Origin of the sequence: Xanthomonas sp. Leaf148 (assembly GCF_001423585.1) — a bacterium.
Taxonomy (GTDB): Bacteria; Pseudomonadota; Gammaproteobacteria; order Xanthomonadales; family Xanthomonadaceae; genus Xanthomonas.
The window spans coordinates 32586-53802 of sequence record NZ_LMOP01000012.1; the positions used below are offsets into that span (position 1 = coordinate 32586).

Genomic DNA, 21217 nt, shown 5'->3' on the forward strand with positions numbered 1-21217 from the left:
CCCTTACCAATTGCGGAAACGTTTCGGCGGGTCGTACAACCCACCGGACCAGCGCACCAAGTCCTTGACCGTGCGCGCGGCGAGCAGATCGCGTGTGGCATCGCGCGGACGGATGCCCAGATCTTCCGGCCGCTTGATCACGCCGCGGTCGCGCAGGTTTTCCACCATGCCTTTGTCGCGGCCCAGACCCACGGCGGTGTAACCGGACACGCCGCGAATCGCCTGCTCGCGCTCTTCCGGCGTGCGGCACAACAACAGATTGGCGATGCCTTCTTCGGTCAGCACATGGCTGACGTCATCGCCGTAAATCATCACAGGCGGCAGCGGCATGTTGGCGCGCTCGGCCAGTTCCCAGGCATCAAGCTTGTCGACGAACGCCGGCGCCATGTGCTCGCGGAAGGTTTCCACCATCTGCACCACCAGCTTGCGACCGCGCGGCATCTCGCCCGGTCGTGCGGCTTCGCGTCCGGCCTTGAGCCAGGCAGCGCTGGCATGGCGACGACCGCGCGCATCCGAGCCCATATTCGGCGCGCCACCGAACCCGGCGATGCGGTCGCGCGTGGCAGTGGAGCTATTGCCCTGCAAATCGATCTGCAATGTAGAGCCGATAAACATGTCGCAGGCGTATAAGCCGGCGGTCTGCGAGAGCGCGCGGTTAGACCGCATGCTGCCGTCGGCGCCGGTAAAGAACACATCCGGGCGCGCGGCGATATAGTTTTCCATGCCCAACTCGGAGCCGAACGAATGCACCGACTGCACAAAGCCCGATTCAATCGCCGGGATCAGCGCCGGATGCGGATTCAGCGCCCAATGCCGGCAGATCTTGCCTTTCAATCCCAGCGATTCGGCGTAGGTGGGCAACAGCAATTCAATGGCGGCGGTGTCGAAGCCGATGCCGTGATTGAGCCGGTCCACACCGTACTCGGCGTAGATGCCCTTGATCGCCATCATCGCCATCAACACCTGGATCTCGGAGATCAACGCCGGGTCGCGGGTAAATAAGGGTTCGATGTAATTGGGCTTGGGTGCTTCGGTCACGAAGTCCACCCAATCGGCCGGAATATCCACGCGCGGCAAGGTGTCGAGGATTTCGTTGACCTGCGCGATCACGATACCGCCCTTGAACGCGGTGGCTTCCACAATCACCGGCGTATCTTCGGTGTTGGGGCCGGTGTAGAGATTGCCGTGGCGGTCAGCGGCCTGCGCGGTGATCAACGCGATGCGCGGGGTGAGGTCGATGAAATAGCGGCCGAACAATTCCAGATAGGTGTGGATGGCGCCGATCTCGATGCGGCCTTCGCTCACCAAACCAGCCAGACGCGCGGCCTGCGGGCCGGAGAACGAAAAATCCAGACGTTTGGCGATGCCGCGCTCGAACACATCCAGGTGCGAGGCCAGCGACAGCACCGACTGCACCATGTGCAGGTCGTGCACGCGCGCGGGGTCCACCTCGGTGAGGCAGCGTGCCAGGAAATCGGCCTGCTTCTGGTTGTTGCCCTCCAGACACACGCGGTCGCCGGGCTCGATCACCGCCTCCAGCAACGCCACCACATCGTTGGCGGCCACCACGCGGCCCTGCGGCGCCAGCGCGGCGGCACGCTGCAAGCGCCTACGCCGGCCTTCGGCCTGGGTGTCCCACTGTCGACTCATCGCATTGCCTCACCGGGCCGAGCCCGTAATGTCAGAGTAATTACATCGTAGTAATTACATCGTAATTATGGAAAGAGATGCTGTCTAGACGCATTGCAGCATCGGTGGATGACGTGGCGACGGACGGTCAGCAATGCGACAGCTAAGTGCTTGCGGCCGCCCGCACTTCGATATATCGTTTTTGCATGCTTCGATATATCGAATGAAACCGAACACCCGCCACCATGCGGTCTTGGCCGATCTGGATGCCGCCGACGGCAACGTCTCCGGCCGCGGCAGTGCGCGCATCCGGCCGCTGGGGCATGGCGACCTGCGCCTGCTGTTGCTGGCCTTGATCGAACAGCACCCACGCCACGGTTACGAGTTGATGCGGCAGATCACCGCGCTGTTCAAAGGCCTGTACACGCCCAGCGCCGGCGCGATCTACCCGGCGCTGGCGCAGCTGGAAGCCGACGGCTGGGTGCAGACCGATCTGGAACAGGGCCGCAAGCAGTATCGGATCACCGACGCCGGCCGCAGCTACGCCGTCGATCACCGCGACGCCCTGGATGCCGCACTGGCGCGCACACATCGCCGCGCACGCGAGCTGATCAAGGCGCAGACACCGCCACCCATCCGCGAGGCAATCCACCGCATCAAGCACGGATTGTTTGCACGCCACGGCCAGTGGAGCGAAGCAGACATCGAACGGATTGCCGCACTGCTCAACGCCGCCGCCGACGGCATGAAGCAGGACGAGCACTGAGGGGTGTTGCAGCGTCGACGGCAGCCGTTGGCCGATGTTGCGATGTTGCGATGTTGCGAGTTTGCTGGCCGGTTCTGTTGATCGGTCGTTCTGTTGATTTGATTGGCTGTTCTGTTGATCGGGCGTTCTGTTGAGTTGAGTGGCTGTTCTGTTGATCGGAAGTTCCGTTGGCTGTTCGTTCCGTCGCCAGGTATTGCGAGCGTTGCTAAAGCCCCTCTCCCCTCGGGAGAGGGGTTGGGGTGAGGGTACGGCGCGAAGCCTCACGAACATTCCAACCACACAAGATGTCGCTCAACCTCCTCCACCTGCAGGAAGAAACACCTCGAAGCGGGTAGAAAAACAGCGGTGTCTTGGCACTCAGCAAGTTTTAGAGCCGTGAAAACCAGCAACCAATCGTCAACTCAGCATGGACAGCGCACCCAGACCCAGAGCCTACGAGGACTGCATACCGCACCGAGTACCTGCGGTGCACGCCTGGCCCTAAGCGCAGTCGTCTTGTTAGCCACTCCTAACTATCCATCGTGTCACCGCCGTACCTGTTACCACCCCCACGCCGCGCCTCTGTGCGCGACACCATCAGGAATCGCACCCCCATGGCTGCACACACCAATACCCAACTTCGCCGCGACTCGCGCCTGCGCTCCGTGGAAGTGGTCCGTTGCGAGTCGATCACTCCGCAGATGCGCCGCATTGTGTTTGGCGGCAGCGAACTGGCCGGCTTTCAAAGCGAAGCGCCGGACGACCACGTCAAACTGTTTTTCCCCAATGCCGATGGCGCCTTCGTGCTGCCGACCATGACCCCGGAAGGACCGCGCTACGCCGAAGGGGCACTGCCCTCGCCCGGCCGCGATTACACCCCGCGCGCGTTCGATCCGCAGAGCGGCGAGCTGAGTATCGATTTCGTGCTGCATGGCGACGGCGTGGCATCCAGTTGGGCCGCACAGGCGCAGCCCGGCGATGCGCTGAAGATCGGCGGCCCACGCGGCTCGTTTCTGGTGGCAGACGACTTCGACCGTTACGTGCTGATCGGCGATGAAACCGCGCTGCCCGCGATCAGTCGCTGGCTGGAGTCGATGCCGGCCGACATGCAGGCAGAGGTCTTTATCGAAGTGGCCGATGCAGACGAGCGACAGGAGCTGATCAGCGCCGCCGATGTCGCTGTGTACTGGCTGGAGCGCAACGGCTTCGATGCGGCCAGCAGCACCTTGCTGGAAGACAGCCTGCGCGATTACGAGCCACACGACGGCGACACGTTTTACTGGATCGGCGCCGAATCGATGCGCGCGCGGGCCATGCGCAGGTTTGTGGAAGAGCACATGGACGTAGACAAGGAGTGGATCCGCGCGAAGGGATACTGGAAGGCGGGTCCCGCCGGGGAGTGATGCATGTCATGAGTGCGATCTATCTGGGTATCGCGAACCTGGATCACCCTCATGCGAATGCGCTAGTGCGATGAAGGTTTATCGATCTGGCTGCGTTTCGCAGGGCGGCCTATCGGTAGTGCGTTCGCGGCCGGGGCCGCTCCTACGGGTTGTCGTTCCCGGTGCGTGGCATTTGGCGATCACGACGTTGCGTCACGTTTGCAAGAATGCGCGCTTGTGCGATGAAGCCTTATCGACCTGGCGGTGCATCGCCCGCAGGCCTATCGGAAACGCGTTCGCGGCCGGGGCCGTTCCTACGGGTGCAGCTTTTAACGGCAACGAGCTTCAGCCGCACAAACAAAAGCCCGCCAATTGGCGGGCTTTTGCATTCCACAGATCGGTGTGATCGCTCACACCGGTCTGTATTTACCGCACTGCGCGAATTACTTCGCAGCAGCGTCGCCGGCCTTGGCCTGCAGGGCTTCGGTGGTGATGCGGATCTTGACCTCGTCGCTGACGTTCGGGGCGTACTGGCCCACGCCGAAGTCGCTGCGCTTGATCGTGGTGGTAGCGTCGAAACCGGCAGCCGCCACCTTCTTCATCGGGTGCTCGCCGGCACCGTTGAGGGTGACGTCCAGCACGACCGGCTTGGTCTGATCCTTGATGGTCAGGTCGCCGGTGACGGTCAGCTTGTTGGCGCCGGCCGATTCGACCTTGGTGCTCTTGAAGGTGGCGGTCGGGAACTTGGCCGCGTCGAAGAAGTCACCGCTCTTCAGGTGCTCGTCGAACTTGGCGGTGAAGCTGTTCAAGCCGGACAGCGGCAGGGTCACCTGCACGGTGGACTTGGTCACGTCGGCCGCGTCGTACACCAGGGTGCCGTCGACATTGCCGAAATGCGCACTCGGGTTGGAGAAGCCGAAGTGGCTCCACTGCGCCAGCACGTCGGTGTGGCTCGGGTCCAGGGTGTAGGTGCCCGAGGCCACTTCCACCGCAGGAGCGGTCGAGGCAGCCGGAGCCGGAGTGGCGGCAGCGGCATCGGCCGGCGCGGTGGCGGCGGGGGTTTCGGCGGCCGGCGCGGCGGCGTTGTCGGCCGGCTTGGAGCAGGCGGCGATGGCCAGGGTCAGGGCGAGCGGCAGCAGCAGTTTGTGGGTGGTTTTCATTGGAACTCCATGTGATGAGAGACGCGTTGGATCAACGCGGATGGGACAGATGCAGACGGACGAGGACTGCAGGAAACTGTAAGCGGCAACCATATCTTGCACACAGTGCTCAGGCGACGAAGAGCGGCCAACACACCGTAGCGAGCAGTCGTCCGCTGCGTGTGGACGGCGCGCTCGGAACCGGAGTGTACCGAGTGGTACATCCCGCACCGAGCACCTGCCGCGCCCGTCTGGCGGTGAGCGCAGCGGTTTTGTTGACGACTCCAAGAACCGCAGGCTCAAAAGCGCAGTGGACATGTGGCATCCACCGTTTCCGAGCATCGGTCGCGCTCACTTGAGGGTGAGCGCAATCGCTTCATCGACGACACACAGCAATGCGGCAAAAACAAATAGCGATCAGCACCGGGTAGCCCACATGACGACGCGCGATGATGCCGTCAGACACGCCGCAGCGTTGATGTCACAACGCATGCGTCACACACGGCGCTACTCAGTGATGCAGACCATCACTCGAAGCGCGCCGCTTCATCGAAGCTCAGGCGCGGCGAACGCGGGAACAACCCGGCCGGGTCGCCGTAGCCAAGATTGATCAGGAAGTTGGACTTGATCGGCGTGCCGGCGAAGAACGCCGCATCCACCTTGGCGTTGTCGAAGCCCGACATCGGGCCGGCATCCAGACCCAGCGCGCGCGCAGCCAGAATCAGATAGGCGCCCTGCAGCGAACCGTTGCGGAACGCCGATTCGGTGCGACCTTCGCGTGGGCCCTCGAACCAGCTCTTGGCATCGGCATGCGGGAACAGGTACGGCAGCTTTTCGTGGAAGTCTTCGTCGTGCGCCACGATCACCGTGACCGGCGCGGCCAGCGTCTTGGCCGCATTGCCTTCGGACAGCGCCGGCTTGAGCTTGGCCTTGCCCTCGGCGCTGGTCACGAACACAAAGCGCGCCGGCGAGCTATTGGCGGCGGTGGGGCCCCACTTCACCAGCTCATAGAGCTCACGCAGCACGTCCTGGCTGACCGGCGTGTCGGCAAACGCATTTTGCGTGCGGGCGGTACGGAACAGCTGATCCAGTGCGGCGGCGTTGAGCGAGTCGGACATGAGCACTCCAGAAGAAGGGGTGGCGGGACGGTAAGCTGCGGCGTCGGCACCAGTGTGAAGACCCGCAGTGTAGAGTGGCGCGATTGCCGCCACACGCGTTCAATCTGAAACAAATCTATGTCGGATCTGAAACGATGGCGGTGACCTGGGCGCTGAGCGACGGCCGCGCCGGCAATACGCGCCAGGCCGAAGCGCTGGCGCGGGCACTGCAACCTGGGGCCTTCCAGCCGATCCATCTGCACACGCAGCCGCCCTGGCGCTGGGCGGCGCCGCGTCTGCTACCCGGCGCACAACGCGCATTTGGCGCAGCGTTTGCCCAGCAACTACAGCAGCCCCCTGCCCTGGCGATCGGCTGCGGCCGCCAGGCAGCGCTGGCTACCCGGCTGCTGCGCGCGCGCGGCTGCCGTAGCGTGCAGATCCTGGACCCGCGCCTGGATGCCCGCCACTGGGATCTGCTGATCGTGCCCGAGCACGACGCGCTACGCGGCAGCAACGTGCTCACCCTGCTCGGCAGCCTGCATCCGGTGGACGATGCCTGGCTGGCGGCCGGGCGCGCCGCGTTCCCGGCACTGGGCCGCCTGCCCGGCCCGCGGCTGGCGCTGCTGGTCGGCGGACCCACCGCGCAGGTGCCATGGACAACGCAGGAGCTGACCGCGCTGTGCACGCCGCTGCGAGAGCAACTGCGGGCCGGCGGCAGCCTGCTGATCACCGTCTCACGCCGCACGCCGCCGGAGGCGATCGCCCCGTTGCGTGCGATCTGCAGCGGCTTACCGCACCTGCTGTGGTGCGACGACCGCGACGGCCCCAATCCCTACGCCGGCCTGCTGGGCTGGGCCGATGCCATCGTGGCGACCGCCGACTCGGTCAACCTGCTCTCCGAAGCCTGCGCCACGCGGGTACCGGTAACGGCGGCGTTTGCCGAACAGGCGCAAGGCCGGGTTGCCACGTACGTGCGGGCACTGCAGTCGCATGGCCGTTTATGCGATGCAGCGGATGTCTTCGTAACGCCGTCGCACCTTCAACCGCTGCGCGAAACTCAGCGCATCGCCACGCTAGTGCGCGAGCGCCTGCACGTATGATGGTTCAGCCGTGGCTGTCACGGGGCAACCACACGGACGATCGACCCCCATGCAACTCGAACACAAGCAGCGCAGGTGGCTTGCAACGGCGTCGTTGCTCATCGCCTTGACGTGCGCACTGCCCGCCATTGCCGCGCCGGTCTGCACCCCGCACTATCCAACCCCCGCCACGCTGGCGGCGATGTTCGACATGGCCAGATCCACCCAGCAGACGCTGGATGCAGTGGACGGTGCGCAGGTGGTGCTGCTGGCACGCGGCGGCCAGGATCTGAGCCGTTATGGGTTGAAACACAGCCATCTGGCCTTCGCGCTACGCGAGGACGACGGCACATGGCGGGTGAAGCACCTGCTCAATCATTGCAAGTCGGACAACTCCGCGCTGTATCACGAAGGTCTGAGCAACTTCATCGGCGAAACTGCCCTCACTGCAGATCTGCGCGTCGGCGTGCTGGCACCGGCACTGCAGCGGCAGCTACGCAGCTTGCTGCAGGACCCGGCCACGCTGGCGCATGCGCTGCATGAGGCGCGCTACAGCATAATTGCCTACCCGTTCTCCACCGATTATCAGAACTCCAACCAATGGGTGCTCGAGGTGCTGGCGGCGGCAATGGCAGCAACCAAGGCAGCAGATGCGACACCTGCGCCGGTGAGCGATCGACGCAGCGCGCAAGCCTGGCTCAAGCACAACGGTTACCAACCCACCCGCTTGCATCTCGATCTGAGCAAGCGCATTGGCGCACGTTTTTTCGTCGCCAATGCGGCGGTAACCGACCATCCTGCCAGCGAACGCATCTCCGGCAATTATTCGGTGATCACGGTCGAGTCGGTGTTCGATTTCCTGCAGCAACAACAGGTGCTGCAGCAGGACCAGTCCATTCCACATCGCGTCGCCACGCACGGAGCGTCTCCATGAACATCCCTTCTCGATTTACCTTCCTCGGGCTGTTGCTCGCCGTCTCGTTCGGTCAGCCGATGCCGGCCAACGCAGGCTTGACCACGATCACCCGCGGCGACGCCTCTGCGATGTCGGCGATTCTGGTGATCTCCGCACCGTACTTCGTGTCGTTGGCGCTGGGCCATAGTGCGATGGCAGGCTCGGAAGCACTCGATCATGCATCGAACAAGGCCTCCGCAGGGCCGTTGCCGCCGATGCGGGTCAAGTCGGTGGAAAAAACCACCGACGGCGGTTGCGAAGTGCAGTTGCAGGATCCAGAAAAAGCCGACAACGCCGCCCTGCTGCGCTGGCCGGCGCGCGAGGACGACCCGGCTGCGGGCTTTCGCGTTGGCGAGACGGTGACCTTCCAGCCGAGCCCGGCCGGTGCGGGCTGGACGGTGCAGTCGCCACAAGGCCAGGCGCTGGCGTTCGTGCCGACCGCAGAATCCGCTGCGCAGAACAGCAGCAAGACCTGGTGATGCGGGCACGCTGCTTGCAGATGCTGTCATCGGCCAGGATGGGGCGTTACTGACGCCTCCCGTCTGCGGTTACGGCGCTACGCGCGGCGCACGCAGACACATCTTCCACCGTCTACCGAGCTGCCTGCACGAAGACGTGTTGATCGTCACCGATGTGTACGGCGCGCGCAGTCGCAGACCCGTAGCGCACGATGCCTGGCACGTGCGCAGTTGCCAGCGTGCCAATCGCAAGGCAGGTAGCAACGATGTGTACGCCGATTGGCGATGTCATTGGTGGCGTGTGCGGGCGGGCGTTGCTGGCACTGGTGGCGCGCCGCATGCGGTCAAACGACAGCGCAGCGGCACGGTGGATCGATCAGGCATCGCGGTCGCGCGAACGCAAGCGATTCATACGGCGTCACTCCAGCGTGCTGGCGGCACCCCCTCATCAACACGCCGTTTCAACCTGCAGCCGCCGCCGTGGATTCTACGTGCGGCTCTGCGCACTGGTCCGCCTGCGTCAACGCGCGGATAATCCGCGCTGCTCTGTCACTGCCGCACCGCCATGTCCAGCACTTCGCCGACGCCGTACACCCCGCTCACTGCCCGCGCATTGGCGTGGGCGGTAGTGGCCATGGGCGCGGTGGTGCTGCTGTCCAACATCCTGGTGCAGTACCCGATCAACGACTGGCTGACCTGGGGTGCGTTCTCGTACCCGTTGGCGTTTTTGGTCAGCAATCTGATCAATCGCCGCTTTGGCCCACGCGCAGCGCGTACGGTGGCCTGGTGCGGGTTCGCGCTGGCGGTGCTGTTGTCGATCTGGCTGGCGACGCCGCGCATTGCGGCGGCCTCGTGCACAGCCTTTATCGCGGCGCAGTTGCTGGATATCACCGTGTTCGACCGGCTGCGCAACGGCAGCTGGTGGCGCGCGCCGATCGTGGCCACCACCTGCAGCGCCACGCTGGATACCGCACTCTTCTGGAGCATCGCCTTTGCCGGTGCATCGCTGCCGTGGGTGAGCTGGGCCGCGGGCGATCTAGCGGTGAAGCTGGGCATGGGCGTGTTCTTGCTCGGGCCGTTCCGTGCGTTGCTCTGGCGCAGTGCGCCTCGGGCGAATAGCTGAATCACGGTTGCGCTCTCTCACCTTGCGCACATGGGCATCTGCGCTGTAAACGATTTGCCACCGCCACGGACACCCAGTCTGTGCATGCGTAAGCACCGATCGCGTGCATGGCAGCCAAGGCGACCCACGTTGCCATGCGCACGGCACATCGCAGCACTCATGAAACGGCCACATGAAGGCATGCACGTGGCGGCAATGCTCTGGCGTGTCGCTTGACCTACATTAGGCCACCGCAAGACGCACCACGGCGGCAGCAACGCCCACCGGCTGCAGCAGGTAGGCACGCAAAAACGCAGTAACCATACCAGCGACGTGAGGCTGCATGCATCGCGGCGTAGCGCTCGCACACGGTGATGCAGCGCGGTCATCGGCGACATCGCAAAGGGCATTGCTGCAGCCATGCCACTGTCCGCACGGCGTCGCCCGTTGGCCGCACACGTCATCCCTTCATCCACCGGCCAACGCAACCACAGCGGCACATAGCTGCGGGCGGCGTGCACCGTTCATGAGAGCCACACCATGCAACTGCGCATCTTCTTTCTGGTGCTCTTGCTTGTTTCATTCCCAACGCTAGGAGCAGACATGTCCAACGGTGCCGATAATTTCTACACCAGCGAGACGGTGACCGTGCAAAAGGTCACCTTCAAGAATCAGTACCAGATGACCGTGGCCGGCAACCTGTTCGTCCCCAAGGGCCTGGACACCGGCAAGCGGCATCCGGCCATTGTGGTGGGGCATCCCATGGGTGCGACCAAGGAACAGAGCGCCAATCTCTACGCGACCAAACTTGCCGAACAAGGCTTTGTGACGCTGTCCCTGGACCTGTCGTTCTGGGGCGAAAGCGAAGGGCAACCACGCAACGCGGTGTCGCCGGACATCTATGCCGAAGACTTCAGTGCGGCAGTGGATTTCTTGGAAACGCAAACGTTTGTCGATCGCGAGCAGATCGGTGCGCTGGGTATCTGCGGCAGTGGCAGCTTTGTGATCAGCGCGGCCAAGATCGACCCACGCATGCACGCGATCGCCACGGTGAGCATGTACGACATGGGTGCGGCCAACCGCAACGGCCTGCGTCATGGGCTCAGCCTGGCGCAGCGCAAGCAGATCATCGCCGCGGCCGCCAAACAACGCTCGGTTGAATTCAGCGGCGAGCCGGTGGAATACACCGGCGGCACGGTCCTGGCGCTGACGCCGGAGTCCAACCCGATCGAACGCGAGTTCTACGATTTCTATCGGACACCGCGCGGACAGTACACGCCTAAGGGCCAGTCGCCCGAGCACACCACACGGCCGACGCTGACCAGCAACGTCAAGTTCATGAACTTCTATCCGTTCAACGACATCGAGACCATCTCGCCGCGGCCGATGCTATTCATTACCGGCGAGAAGGCGCATTCGCGCGAGTTCAGCGAAGAGGCGTACCGTCTGGCTGGCCAGCCCAAGCGATTGGTGATCGTGCCGGACGCAGGACACGTGGACTTGTACGATCGCGTGGATCTGATTCCGTTCGACACGCTCACCGCGTTCTTCCGCAAGCACCTGCAGTAATCCACGAGGACAGCGCCGATGTCGATCCTTCGCCCCAGCGCCTGCGTGCGCACCCTGTTACTGGGGTGCGTCGTCCTGGTCACCGCCTGCTCGGCTGCAACGCCACCAGCAGCGGCCACCCCACATACACCGGAGCGCACGATGCGTATCACCCTCACCATCGGCGATGACGTCGTCGAAGCGGAGCTGGTCGATCACTCGGCCACGCGCGACCTGCTCGCGCGGTTACCGATGACCGTGCCGTTCGAAGACTTCCATGGCAGCGAAAAGATCAGCTACCTGCCGTCCAAGCTCGACCTGAGCGCGGTTGGCCCTGCCGGCCCGGCACAGGTAGGCGACCTGATGTATTACGTGCCATGGGGCAACCTGGCGGTGTTCTACCGCGGCTATACGCCATCGCGCGATCTGGTGCGGCTGGGGCGGATCGTGTCCAACCCGCAAGCGCTGACACGCTCAGCCAGCTTCACCGCGACCATCGCACGTGCGGCGCCCGCGGCTGCGGCACCGCCGCCGCACTGAGGCGGGCGATCACAACACGCATCAGTGCGCTGCACATGGCCTGCTGCCGCTGCTGCAGGCCTTGCCGGCCCCGCTTGCCGACGCGGGCCTCAATCTCCTGCTGAGCCACTCCTGCGACTGGCGTCCTGCGCCAGCGGCAGCACGCAGCACGCAGGCGGCACTGTGAATCACCTGCACACCACCGCGTAATGCCTCACCCACGCGGTGCGTCCCTGCCGCGCGGGAACGCCAGGCCTTGCGCCTGCGCAATCGCAAAGATGCTGCCGGTGGCCTGCTGGATGGCGGCAGTTGGCGTGATCAGGCGCGGGCGCCGGTCCAGCGTGCAGGCCAGCCCGGCATCCACCAGCGTGGCATGTGCGTCGTGCAGCGCTTGCGCGGCAGTGCCGGGCAACCACTGCGCCTGCACCAGTGCATCGATCAGTGCGGGCGTGTCGCAGACCTGCAGCAACGGCGGATGCTGCGCCGCCTGGCCCAGCACACCGGCCTGCAACAGGAATTCCAGATCGACCAGGCCGCCGGCGCCTTGCTTGAGATCCAGCCGGCCGGCATCGCTGCGATCAAGCTCAGCGCGCATGCGTGCGCGCATCTTGCGCACGTCTTCGTGCAGCAGCGCAGTGTCGCGCACGCGCGCCAGCGTCTCGCGGCGTACCTGTGCAAACGCCTCGCACAGCGCGGCGTCGCCTGCGACCGCACGTGCGCGCACCAGCGCCTGATGCTCCCAGGTCCAGGCGCGCTCGCGCTGATACTCGCGGTAGCTGGCCAGCGACGACACCAGCGCGCCCTTGCCGCCGTCCGGACGCAGCCGCACGTCGATGTCGTACAAGCGGCCAGCGCCGGTTTCGGCAGCGAGCAACGCCATCACCTTCTGCGCAAACCGTGCGAACCAGCGCCCGGCTTCCAGCGGCCGCTTGCCGTCGGAGCTTTCAACCGCGCGCGGATGATCGTAGAGAAACACCAGGTCCAGATCCGAGCCGAAGCCCAGTTCCAACCCACCCAGGCTGCCGTAGCCGATGATGGCGAAGGTGCCGCCGGGCACTTGCCCATGCGCGGCGACCAGTTCGACGCGCGCCAGCTGCAGGACGGTCTGCACCACCGCCTCGGCAAGCCAGGCCAGTTGCCGGGTGCTGTCCACCGCAAGTTGGCGGCCATCGAGCGTGGCCAGCGCGATACGGAAACTCAGCGCCAACCGGCGCTCGTTGAGTTCGCGCAAGGCTGCTTCGGTATCGTCGATCTGCAGCGTGTCGGCACATGCCGCATGCAGGGCCGCGCGATCCGGCAATGGCCCGCTGATGCGGGTGTCGAGCAACTCGTCCAGCAGCAACGGGTACGCGGCCAGCCGCTCGGCCAGCAACGCACTGCGCGAGAGCACATCGACCAGGCGTGCCAGCGCACTGGGTTGTTCGTCCAGCAGCGCCAGATAGCTGGTGCGGCGCAAGGTGGCCTGCAACAGGCCCAGCATGCGCCGCACGGCGGCATCGGGCTGGCTGGCGCGCGTGGCCGCGTGCAGCAATGCCGGCATGACCCGATCGAGCCGTACCCGCGCGCTATCGGACAGTGCGTGCACGCCGGACGATTGCGCAAAATCGCTCAACACCTGATGCGCGTTGGCGGGATCGTGCAAGCCGATGCCCAGCAGCGGCGCCGCATCGCCCTCGGGCAATGCGCGCCAGTAATCGGCCAGCGCATCCGGCGCGGTGGCACGCACGCGCGGCGCCAGCAACTCGGCAAACTCCGCCGCCACCCGGCTGCGATGCGGGGCCAGCGCGTCCAGCAGCGCCGGCCAGTCCGCATGGCCCAAGCCCAATGCGATCCGCTCGCGGTCCAGCGGCGCCTGCGGCAACGCATGGGTCTGCGCATCGCGCAACATCTGCAGGCGGTTTTCCAGACGGCGCAAAAAGCGATACGCCTCGGTCAAGGCCGCACCGTTGTCCGCTTCGATCTGGCCTGCTGCAACCAGCGCCTGCAATGCGGGCAACAGCCGCCGCTCGCGCAGCGCGGGCTCGCGTCCGGCGCGGATCAGCTGCAGCGATTGCGCAAGAAATTCGATCTCGCGAATACCGCCGGGCCCACGCTTGATGTCGTCCAGCCGGTCGTGCCGCGCCACTTCGGCAGTGATGGCGGCTTTCATTTCGCGCAAGCCGTCCAGTGCGGTGAAATCCAGATAGCGCCGGTAGACGAACGGCCGCAGTGTTTCCAGCCAGGCCTCGCCGGCAGCGATGTCCCCGGCCACGGCGCGCGCCTTGAGCCAGGCATAGCGTTCCCAGTCGCGGCCTTCGCGCTGGAAGTACTGGTCCATGCCGGTGAACGACAACGCCACGCGGCCAGCGGTGCCGAACGGGCGCAGGCGCAGGTCCACGCGGTGGCTGAACCCATCGGCGGTGGTTTCGTCGAGCAACTTGGCCAGTTGCTGGCCCAATCGCGCGAAGTATTCTTCGGCCGCCAACGGGCGCGCGCCAGTGGACTGCCCGCCCTGCGGGTAGGCGTAGACCAGATCCACATCCGAAGAAAAATTCAGCTCGCCGCCGCCGAGTTTGCCCAGCCCGAAGACCACCAGCTGCTGCACGCTGCCGTCCTCGGCAATCACCTGCCCATGGCGGCTGTCGAACTGCTGCTCCAGCGCCTGCAGCGCACATTGCAGGCAGGCTTCTGCCAACCGGGTCGCACCGGCAAGTGTGGCGTCCACGCTGTCCAGGCCCAGCACGTCGCGCCACACCAGGCGGGTGGATTCAGCGGCGCGGTAGCGCCGTAACTGCGCCGCCCAGGCTTGTGGCTGCGCCGGGTCGAGCGTTGGCACCGGCAGCGGTGGCGGATCGGCCTGGGCCAGGTGCAGCAGCAGTGCCGGCTGGCGCGCCAGGGTTTCTAGCGCGAAGTCGCTGACAAGCGCGACCTGTTCGAGCGCTTGCGCAAGATCGCCGCCAGGCCACGGCTGCTCGGCAGGGACAGCCTGGCGGACACGCGCCACGGCCCGCTCGATCAGAGCGGTGAGCGCAGGAGAAGCAGATGTGATGGGCAGCGACATACGTCGATTCTGGCATCCCTGCACGGTGGCGGCATGTGTGCGCGCGCCATCATCCGGATGCGGCGTGCTGCCTGCGCATTCGCCTGCGCGATGCGTGACGCAGGCGAGTGCGCCTGCAAACCTGTACGACCAGGCCAGGCCCGGTGTGATGCGAGGCGCAACGCACACTGGTGTGGAGCGAGGTGGCGGACCGCGGCGTGCTCGGTTGGCGCGAAGACGGCGCAGTGGGCGTGCTACTGGACGCCATCGCCTTCAGCAACGGCAATGCGGTGGATGCGCAACAACGGCTGGTGCCTTGCGCGCATGGCCGCCGCGCAATCACCCGCAGCGATGCGGCTGGACGGGCGCATTTGCTGGTCGGGCGTTTTGAGGGCAAACGGCTGAAGTCGCCCAACGCTCCGAGCGTGGCGCGCGACGGCGCGATCTGGTTCGCCGGCCCACCGTTTGGCCTGCTCAAGCCCGCCAGAGCTACCCCGGCCCGCAGGAACTGGACCACCACGGCGGTCTATCGGCGGCCGCACGATGCTGGCCCGCTGCAGTGCATGGCAAGGCTGGATCACCCCAATGGCCTGGCGTTTTCGCCCGACGCGCGCGTGCTGTAAGTGTCGCAAACCCCGGAGGACGGCCCTGGCGAACCGGAGATCACCGCATGGGATTGGTGCGATGGTGCACTGCACGATCGACGCCGCTTTGCAGTGGTGCCAAACGGCCTGGCCGAGGGCTTCTGGGTGGACCGCCAAGGATGGCTGTGGAGCAGCTCCGGCGCAGGCGCGTGCATCCTCGTTCCGGAGGGACACCTGTTGGGGCTCGTACCGAGCCCCCGCACCGCGTCACTGCAGCTTCGATCAGGATCAGCGGCGGCTGTTCATCAGCGGCGGCAGCACGATGTGGATGCTGGAACTGCAGTAAATCCCGTGCTTTACGGAGCTGCACATGCTTGACTGGTCAAACGTCAGGCAATAAAAAAGCCCGCTTGCAGCGAACTGCCAGCGGGCTTTGCTCCCTCCCCCACGTCGGGATGCAGGATCATAGTGCGCGCCCCGAATCCGACTTGCACGCTGCACTGCAAAACAACACCAGACGGTACAGAACTGGCCCAGTTTTCTTCACGCAACGCTGCCGCGTCCGGTTGTCATCGCAACAGGTCCGGCTGCGCCTGATACCACTCCGGCGCACGTAGCAGATGCCACTCGGGGGTGTCGTTGCGCAGGCCGACTGCCGCACTCACTACACCCCAGCGCGCGAGCAGGCTGCCGCTGCGCTGCGTGCCTTGCAGGCGCAACCGTGCATCGACCTGGAAACGTGCGTTGCGCGCCTGCAGTCGATCGACGATGACGGTATCGCCTTGCCAATGCACACGACCGACGACCTGCGCCTGCCCTGCATCCACCAACCGCAGCATCCAATTGGGAATGGAGCGGTCGCGCGCGTACAACGCCATCAAGAACGCCAGGTCGCGTACCTGGATGCGCACGCGTCCATCCACACCGACCGGCTGACGCCACTGCATACGCGTGTCGTCCAGCACGATGCGTGCCCACCAGCCATCGCGGCGCTGTCCATCCGGACCGGTAAATCCGACATTGCGCAGCTGCACCGTACTGGCATCGAGTCGAAAATTTTCTGCACGCAGATCGCCACGCTGCAGGCGCAGATCGGCATCCACGTCGCCACGCAATGCGAGCCCGGCAAACTGCAGGCGCGCCGCGCGTGCACCGAGACGCAATCCGCCCTTGCCGATACGCCCACCGGGCTCGATCTGCAGATCGCCGCTAAGCACCCCGTTGCCACCATCGAACCGCAGCTGCTGCTGCGGCAGATAGCGGTTGTATGCACGCAAATCAGGCACACGCGCATTGGCAAAGGTCAGATGCGCACGCGTGGCATCGCGCAATGTCGCCAGGTTGCGTGCATCGGCGCGCGTCTGCAGATCCAGACGCAGATCGCGGCCTTGCACGAACGGACGCGTAGGTGCGTCTGTATGGGCGATCGCAAACTGCTGCATCTGCAGTGCGAGCGCGGGCAACAGCTGACCGTTGGCATCGGCATCCACGCGCAGATCCGCACTGGCCTGGCCATCGATCGCGTGCCCCATCACGCCGACATGCGCGCGCACATGCGGCACCCGCAGCCGGCTGCCGGCACCGAGCTGGCCATGCGCGATACGCAGGTCCGCATCGACCAGGCCATCGCCCTCCAGGGTGAGCCAGTCCACATCCGGAAATAGCGCGGGAATCCAGCTGAGCGACGCCAGCTGCCAATGTAGCCGTGCATGCCCGGAGGTGCGCGGCAGCAGGTCGCGCAGGGACTGCAGCGGCAACTGCCGGCCCTGCACGCGCAGGTCGGCATCCAGCGTCAGCCCGGCATCGGCAGGCTCAGGCATGCTCACGGTCAGGCGCATGTTGTCGTCCACCTGCAACTGCGCCGCCAACTCACCCAACAACGCGGCAGGCATGCGCGTGCTGTCGTGCAGAGGCGCACGCCAGTGCAGCTGGCTGCCCGGTTGCAACGCGCCGCGCGTCCAGCGTAACTCGCCATCTGCCCGCCCTTTGCCCGGCCGGGTGACCACCGTGTGGCGGCCCTGTGCAGTACGGGTGACATCCAGCGCGGCGGTGTCGCCGTGCACGGCCACCAGCGCATCGGTCAGCTGCAGCAAGGCCAGCCCGCGCGCCTGGTCGGGCACATGCCGCGCAATGCTCGCCTCCAGGCGCAGCTGCCCGTTGCGCAGCAATTCGCTCTTGCCCCACTGCACGCGTGCGTTGTCGAACACCGCACGCGATGGGAACAGTTCCATCGGCCCGCCGCGCAACTGCTTGAACAGACCGAGCTGCAGCTGGCCGTCGCCTTCGATCCGCAATTGGCGCAGTGATAGCGTGTGTACCTGCACGGCATCGATGCGGTCGAACTGCAGTGTCCAGGCCGGCGTGGCGGGGTTTGGATTTGCAGGGGACTTAGCGGATTGCGGATTTCGTGCCTGATCCGATGGAGATGACGCGGTTGCTGTTGTTGCTGTTGTTGCTGTCGACTTCGCACGTTCTGCGGCTGTCGCTGTTGCTGCTGTCGAAGGCGCTGCTGTCGCGTGCGTTGCATTCGCTGCGGCTTGCTCGGGTGCAGCGGTCGCGGATGCATTCGATGTTGCGTCCATCGTCGTGGTTGCCGGCTGCGCACCCACCGCGGCAGCAGCGGGAGCTGCGCCCAGGGCATCCGCTATGGACGGTGCCGAATGCAGGCCGGCACGCACACCGTGCACATGCAGTTCCGGCACCAGCAGTTGCCGATGCAGCAAGGGCAACATTCGGATCTGCCCGCTCATGCGCTGCGCCCTGACGCTCCAGCGGTTGCGGTTGGAGCGGCCTTGCAGATCGACATCCCACAACATCACCCGTCCCGGCCACCAAGTCAGGCCAGGGCCCCATTGCATGGCGAAGGTGTCCGGCTTGCGATTGAGCGCTGCCGGCCCGAGCGGGGTGTTGAGCAGCAGGTTGCCCAGCAGCAGGTAGCCCACATACAGCACGATCACGGCCGATAACGGCCAACGCAGCGCACGGGGCAATGCGCGCCAGCGGGCGCGAACAGGCATCGTCATGACGTCAGGCTCCTTCAAGACCGCGCAGGCGGCGCCGCGCAGTGTGCCAATCAGACCGTGAGTGCGGTGCGCATCGTGGGCACATGGCTGCGCACGCGTATGCGCGTGGCGATTGCGATTGCGATGGCGACCACGAGGCATGGCGCTTGGCGTGGACGCCACACGTCGAACGCTCCGCTCAATGCTTGATCAGGCAACCGGACGACTTAGAGCGACTAACACACCGTAGCGAGCAGTCGTCAGATGGGTGGACAAAGCACAGGAACCGAAGTGTACGAGTGCACCACGCCGACTCCGAGCATCGCCCGCACTCGCCTGGCAGTGAGCGCAGCCGCTTTGTTAGCCGCTCTTCGCCATCTGATGCCCACACCGCGCGGCCCGCACTGTGGTCTACACGGCATCGCCCAAGATGGATGCCACACCCAGAATGACGCCATGCCAGCACGCTTCGCCAAGCGCTTACTTCCGCCGGGATACCGGCGGCAGCAAGCCCGGTTGTTTGTCGTACCACTCGCGCGCGCCGGCCAGATGCCATTGCCGCTGCTTGCCATCCAGTTCGATGCCGGCGCCGAGCACGCCCCAACGCAGATACAGATTGCCGCGCCGCGTGTCGTCGTCAAGCGCCAGGCGCGCGCGCAACGAAAGCCGCGCGTTTTCTGCCTGCAGATCGTCGACCGTGAGTTGCTGCTTACGCCAGCGTACGCGGCCGGTGGCATCGAGCTCGCCCGAATCCAGCAAGCCCACCACCCAGCGCGGATAGTCGGCCCGCTGCGCGAACACCGATAGTAGCGGCGCGGCATCGCGCATGCGCAGCGCCGCGTCGGCATCCAGCTGAAACGGTGCGCTGGCCTGGATGGTGCCGGCACCGACCTGCAGCTCGCCCCACCAGTTGGTATCGGCGGTGTCGTCGCCCACGCGCATGTTGCGCAGACGCACGCGCGTCCCGCTGAGGTCGAAGAACTTGTTCTTGAAGTCGGCGCGTTGCAGCTGCGCCTGCAGGTCGGCATCGCCGCGCATCTGCACGCCGGCCAGCGCCAGATGCGCGCCCTGCCCGCGCAGATGCGCATGCCCGCTGCCGACATCGCCGGCTGCGTTGAGCGCGACATCGCCGGTCAGGCTGCCACTGCCGCCGAGCAGGCGCACGGCCTTACCGGACAGATAGCGGTTGTAGACCGTCAGGTCGGGCACCTTCGCATCGCTGAAACGCAGCTGCGCCTTGAGCGTGTCGCGCAGACGCGCCAGTTCCGCATCGCCATGCATGGCCAGCTGCAGGTCGCGACCATCCAGCAGGATCTGCTTGGGCGCATCGCGTGGCGCGGCGCGGAACGTTGGAATGCTCACATCCAGATGCGCCTGCGGGGTGGCGGCATCGTCGATGCGGCCGCGCGCCCTGGCGATGCCGGTCAAACGCGTATCGAACACCTGCGCCACTGCCTCCACGCGTGGAATCTCCAGGCTACTGCCACTGGTCAGCCGACCTTGCGCCAGGCGTAGATCGGCTTCCACCAGGCCGCCGCCTTCCAGCTGAAACCACGGCTTACGTACGAACAGCTCGGCGATCCAGTTCAAGGATTCGAACTTCCAGCGCCCCTGCACCTGTCCCGATAGCCGCGGCAAGATCTGCGCCGGCTCCTGGAAGGGAATGCTGCGGCCGGCAATGCGCAGATCGGCGTGCAGTTCGCTGCCGGTGTCTGCATCGCGCGGCAACCGCGCCTGTACGCGGATGTCCTGCGCCACGTCCAGCTGCAACGCCAGCATGCCGCGGTCGGTGGCACCGACACCGGCCATCAACGGCAGCCGCCACACCGCGTGACTGCCCGGCTGCAGCGCGCCGCGGTCCAGCGTGATGTCGGCCTCCACGCGCGCGACCGATGGTCCGCTGCGGATGTCCACGTGCGGGGCACCGGTATCGATCTTCAATGCCACCGTACTGGCCTTCAACTGCAGGCGCGCACGGGTGATACCGAGCTTGCGCAGGCCGGGCGCTTCATCGCGGTAGTGGCGCGGAAACTGGAACTGCGCATCCAGCTGCGCGCCATTGAAGACCTGCACCCCATCGAAGCTGACCACCGCATCGGTAAAGCCCGCCTCGGATGGAAACAGCTCCGATGGCCCGCCCTTCAGCTGCTTCAGAAAGCCAACCGTACCGTGGCCGTTGCCTGCGATCAGCAGTTTCCCCACGCGCGCACTGCGGATGCTGTCGCTGCTGATCGCATCGAAGCGCAGGGTCCAGCCCTGGTCGCCACGTGGCGGCGGCGGGATGGGCGTATCGGAGGTCTCCACTTCTGCGCTCAGGCCGGTGGCATGCAGCCACGGCAGACGGACCTCACGCCGGAACAGGGCCAGTAGCGCGATGCGTGCATGCGCGCGATCGGCATGGAAGACATACACGGTGCGGTTGGCCTGCCCGCGCATGCGCACATTCCAGGCCATCACCTCGCCCGGGAACAGCGTCAGTGCCGGGCCCGTCTGCATGGTGAACTTGTGCGGCTGCCGGTTGGTGGTGGCATCGAACAACGGCGTGTTGAGAAACACATTGCCGGCCAGCAGATACAGCGCGTACAGCGCCAACAGCACCAGCAGTGCGAGCCGCCACGGCCGGGGCCAGCGCTGAAAGCGTTCGCGAAGAGAGGGCATGGGCGCAGGCGAAGAAGAGTCTGCCGCCACTATCGGGGGTGCGCCGACGGCGAGGCGTGAACGCTGAGGGTGAGCGACACCGTGGAGGCGCTGTCAGGTGGGTTCTGGAACGCCCGCTGCAGCCTCTGCATGCGCGACACCTAGTGACGCTTAGCGGCCGCGTTCGGCTGATGATAAGCGCAGTGATTCCAGATGGCGTGCTCACTGGCAGCAGACGCAAGTGACCATTGCACCAAGGTCGCACGCGGCCAGCTGTTTGCTGCGGCGATAATGGCGCTGCCCCGTTGCAGCTGCGCCCGCC

14 protein-coding genes, 2 other RNA genes and 1 pseudogene are annotated in these 21217 nt (G+C 65.5%); 9 read left to right on the plus strand and 8 right to left on the minus strand.

Annotated features, from left to right (window positions below; translation table 11 throughout):
* Window positions 1-3: 3 nt before the first annotated feature.
* Entirely contained in the window at window positions 4-1650 is a 1647-nt protein-coding gene (gene mdcA, locus ASF90_RS17220; RefSeq protein ID WP_055853063.1) for a malonate decarboxylase subunit alpha, read from the minus strand.
* Between the two features lie 202 nt (window positions 1651-1852).
* Between mdcA and ASF90_RS17225 the strand changes: the two genes are divergently transcribed.
* On the plus strand, window positions 1853-2395 hold the full coding sequence (locus ASF90_RS17225) for a PadR family transcriptional regulator (protein ID WP_055853067.1): 543 nt from the start codon (window positions 1853-1855) through the stop codon (window positions 2393-2395).
* A gap of 593 nt (window positions 2396-2988) precedes the next feature.
* A complete protein-coding gene (locus ASF90_RS17230; protein ID WP_055853069.1) occupies window positions 2989-3777 on the plus strand; it encodes a siderophore-interacting protein in 789 nt (262 codons plus the stop codon).
* A gap of 422 nt (window positions 3778-4199) precedes the next feature.
* Here ASF90_RS17230 and ASF90_RS17235 read toward each other — a convergent pair whose 3' ends face one another.
* From ASF90_RS17235 to ASF90_RS17240, 3 genes are all read right to left on the minus strand, one after another.
* Window positions 4200-4916 carry a YceI family protein gene (locus tag ASF90_RS17235; RefSeq protein WP_082473606.1) on the minus strand — a complete coding sequence of 239 codons (717 nt, stop codon included), beginning with the start codon at window positions 4914-4916 and terminating at the stop codon, window positions 4200-4202.
* A gap of 125 nt (window positions 4917-5041) precedes the next feature.
* Window positions 5042-5119: non-coding RNA, sX9 sRNA (locus tag ASF90_RS22790), on the minus strand.
* A gap of 303 nt (window positions 5120-5422) precedes the next feature.
* Complete coding sequence (locus ASF90_RS17240; protein ID WP_055853071.1) at window positions 5423-6013, minus strand: malonic semialdehyde reductase; 591 nt, start codon at window positions 6011-6013, stop codon at window positions 5423-5425.
* 134 nt (window positions 6014-6147) lie between these two features.
* On the opposite strand from ASF90_RS17240, the gene ASF90_RS17245 reads away from it, so the two are divergent.
* The 6 genes from ASF90_RS17245 (at window position 6148) to ASF90_RS17270 (ending at window position 11674) form a co-directional block, all read left to right on the plus strand.
* A complete protein-coding gene (locus ASF90_RS17245; protein WP_055853073.1) occupies window positions 6148-7092 on the plus strand; it encodes an ELM1/GtrOC1 family putative glycosyltransferase in 945 nt (314 codons plus the stop codon).
* Between the two features lie 49 nt (window positions 7093-7141).
* Window positions 7142-8005, plus strand: coding sequence for a DUF2145 domain-containing protein (locus ASF90_RS17250; protein ID WP_055853076.1), 864 nt, complete (start codon window positions 7142-7144; stop codon window positions 8003-8005).
* Window positions 8002-8505: a hypothetical protein gene (locus tag ASF90_RS17255; RefSeq protein WP_055853079.1), complete on the plus strand. Its 504-nt coding sequence runs from the start codon at window positions 8002-8004 to the stop codon at window positions 8503-8505. The genes ASF90_RS17250 and ASF90_RS17255 overlap by 4 nt, the downstream gene beginning before the upstream one ends.
* Before the next feature lie 544 nt (window positions 8506-9049).
* On the plus strand, window positions 9050-9607 hold the full coding sequence (locus ASF90_RS17260; protein WP_055853082.1) for a VUT family protein: 558 nt from the start codon (window positions 9050-9052) through the stop codon (window positions 9605-9607).
* A gap of 519 nt (window positions 9608-10126) precedes the next feature.
* On the plus strand, window positions 10127-11155 hold the full coding sequence (locus ASF90_RS17265) for an alpha/beta hydrolase (RefSeq protein WP_055853085.1): 1029 nt from the start codon (window positions 10127-10129) through the stop codon (window positions 11153-11155).
* 141 nt (window positions 11156-11296) lie between these two features.
* Window positions 11297-11674, plus strand: a complete 378-nt coding sequence (locus ASF90_RS17270) for a cyclophilin-like fold protein (protein WP_236699303.1) — start codon at window positions 11297-11299, stop codon at window positions 11672-11674.
* Window positions 11675-11867: 193 nt separating this feature from the next.
* On the opposite strand, the gene glnE is transcribed toward ASF90_RS17270, so the two are convergent.
* A complete protein-coding gene (gene glnE, locus ASF90_RS17280; protein ID WP_055853093.1) occupies window positions 11868-14693 on the minus strand; it encodes a bifunctional [glutamate--ammonia ligase]-adenylyl-L-tyrosine phosphorylase/[glutamate--ammonia-ligase] adenylyltransferase in 2826 nt (941 codons plus the stop codon).
* A gap of 152 nt (window positions 14694-14845) precedes the next feature.
* Between glnE and ASF90_RS17285 the strand changes: the two are divergent.
* Window positions 14846-15602: pseudogene (locus ASF90_RS17285) on the plus strand (SMP-30/gluconolactonase/LRE family protein); the annotation flags it as partial.
* Window positions 15603-15825: 223 nt separating this feature from the next.
* Here the strand turns inward: ASF90_RS17285 and ASF90_RS17290 are convergent.
* The 3 genes from ASF90_RS17290 to ASF90_RS17295 all read right to left on the minus strand — a co-directional run bounded on the left by ASF90_RS17290 (window position 15826) and on the right by ASF90_RS17295 (window position 20916).
* On the minus strand, window positions 15826-18279 hold the full coding sequence (locus ASF90_RS17290; RefSeq protein WP_055853913.1) for a hypothetical protein: 2454 nt from the start codon (window positions 18277-18279) through the stop codon (window positions 15826-15828).
* A gap of 213 nt (window positions 18280-18492) precedes the next feature.
* A non-coding RNA gene (locus ASF90_RS22795) (sX9 sRNA) lies at window positions 18493-18563 on the minus strand.
* 175 nt (window positions 18564-18738) lie between these two features.
* Entirely contained in the window at window positions 18739-20916 is a 2178-nt protein-coding gene (locus tag ASF90_RS17295; protein ID WP_055853097.1) for a hypothetical protein, read from the minus strand.
* Window positions 20917-21217 lie beyond the last annotated feature (301 nt).

What these genes read in the sequence shown, in the direction of transcription:
- ASF90_RS17235 (WP_082473606.1), bottom strand. Translation starts at nt 4,916, where the DNA reads ATGAAAACCACCCACAAACTGCTGCTGCCGCTCGCCCTGACCCTGGCC.
- ASF90_RS17230 (WP_055853069.1), top strand. Translation starts at nt 2,989, where the DNA reads ATGGCTGCACACACCAATACCCAACTTCGCCGCGACTCGCGCCTGCGC.
- ASF90_RS17295 (WP_055853097.1), bottom strand. Translation starts at nt 20,916, where the DNA reads ATGCCCTCTCTTCGCGAACGCTTTCAGCGCTGGCCCCGGCCGTGGCGG.
- glnE (WP_055853093.1), bottom strand. Translation starts at nt 14,693, where the DNA reads ATGTCGCTGCCCATCACATCTGCTTCTCCTGCGCTCACCGCTCTGATC.
- ASF90_RS17290 (WP_055853913.1), bottom strand. Translation starts at nt 18,279, where the DNA reads ATGACGATGCCTGTTCGCGCCCGCTGGCGCGCATTGCCCCGTGCGCTG.
- ASF90_RS17255 (WP_055853079.1), top strand. Translation starts at nt 8,002, where the DNA reads ATGAACATCCCTTCTCGATTTACCTTCCTCGGGCTGTTGCTCGCCGTC.
- ASF90_RS17260 (WP_055853082.1), top strand. Translation starts at nt 9,050, where the DNA reads ATGTCCAGCACTTCGCCGACGCCGTACACCCCGCTCACTGCCCGCGCA.
- ASF90_RS17270 (WP_236699303.1), top strand. Translation starts at nt 11,297, where the DNA reads ATGCGTATCACCCTCACCATCGGCGATGACGTCGTCGAAGCGGAGCTG.
- ASF90_RS17245 (WP_055853073.1), top strand. Translation starts at nt 6,148, where the DNA reads ATGGCGGTGACCTGGGCGCTGAGCGACGGCCGCGCCGGCAATACGCGC.
- ASF90_RS17225 (WP_055853067.1), top strand. Translation starts at nt 1,853, where the DNA reads ATGAAACCGAACACCCGCCACCATGCGGTCTTGGCCGATCTGGATGCC.
- ASF90_RS17265 (WP_055853085.1), top strand. Translation starts at nt 10,127, where the DNA reads ATGCAACTGCGCATCTTCTTTCTGGTGCTCTTGCTTGTTTCATTCCCA.
- mdcA (WP_055853063.1), bottom strand. Translation starts at nt 1,650, where the DNA reads ATGAGTCGACAGTGGGACACCCAGGCCGAAGGCCGGCGTAGGCGCTTG.
- ASF90_RS17240 (WP_055853071.1), bottom strand. Translation starts at nt 6,013, where the DNA reads ATGTCCGACTCGCTCAACGCCGCCGCACTGGATCAGCTGTTCCGTACC.
- ASF90_RS17250 (WP_055853076.1), top strand. Translation starts at nt 7,142, where the DNA reads ATGCAACTCGAACACAAGCAGCGCAGGTGGCTTGCAACGGCGTCGTTG.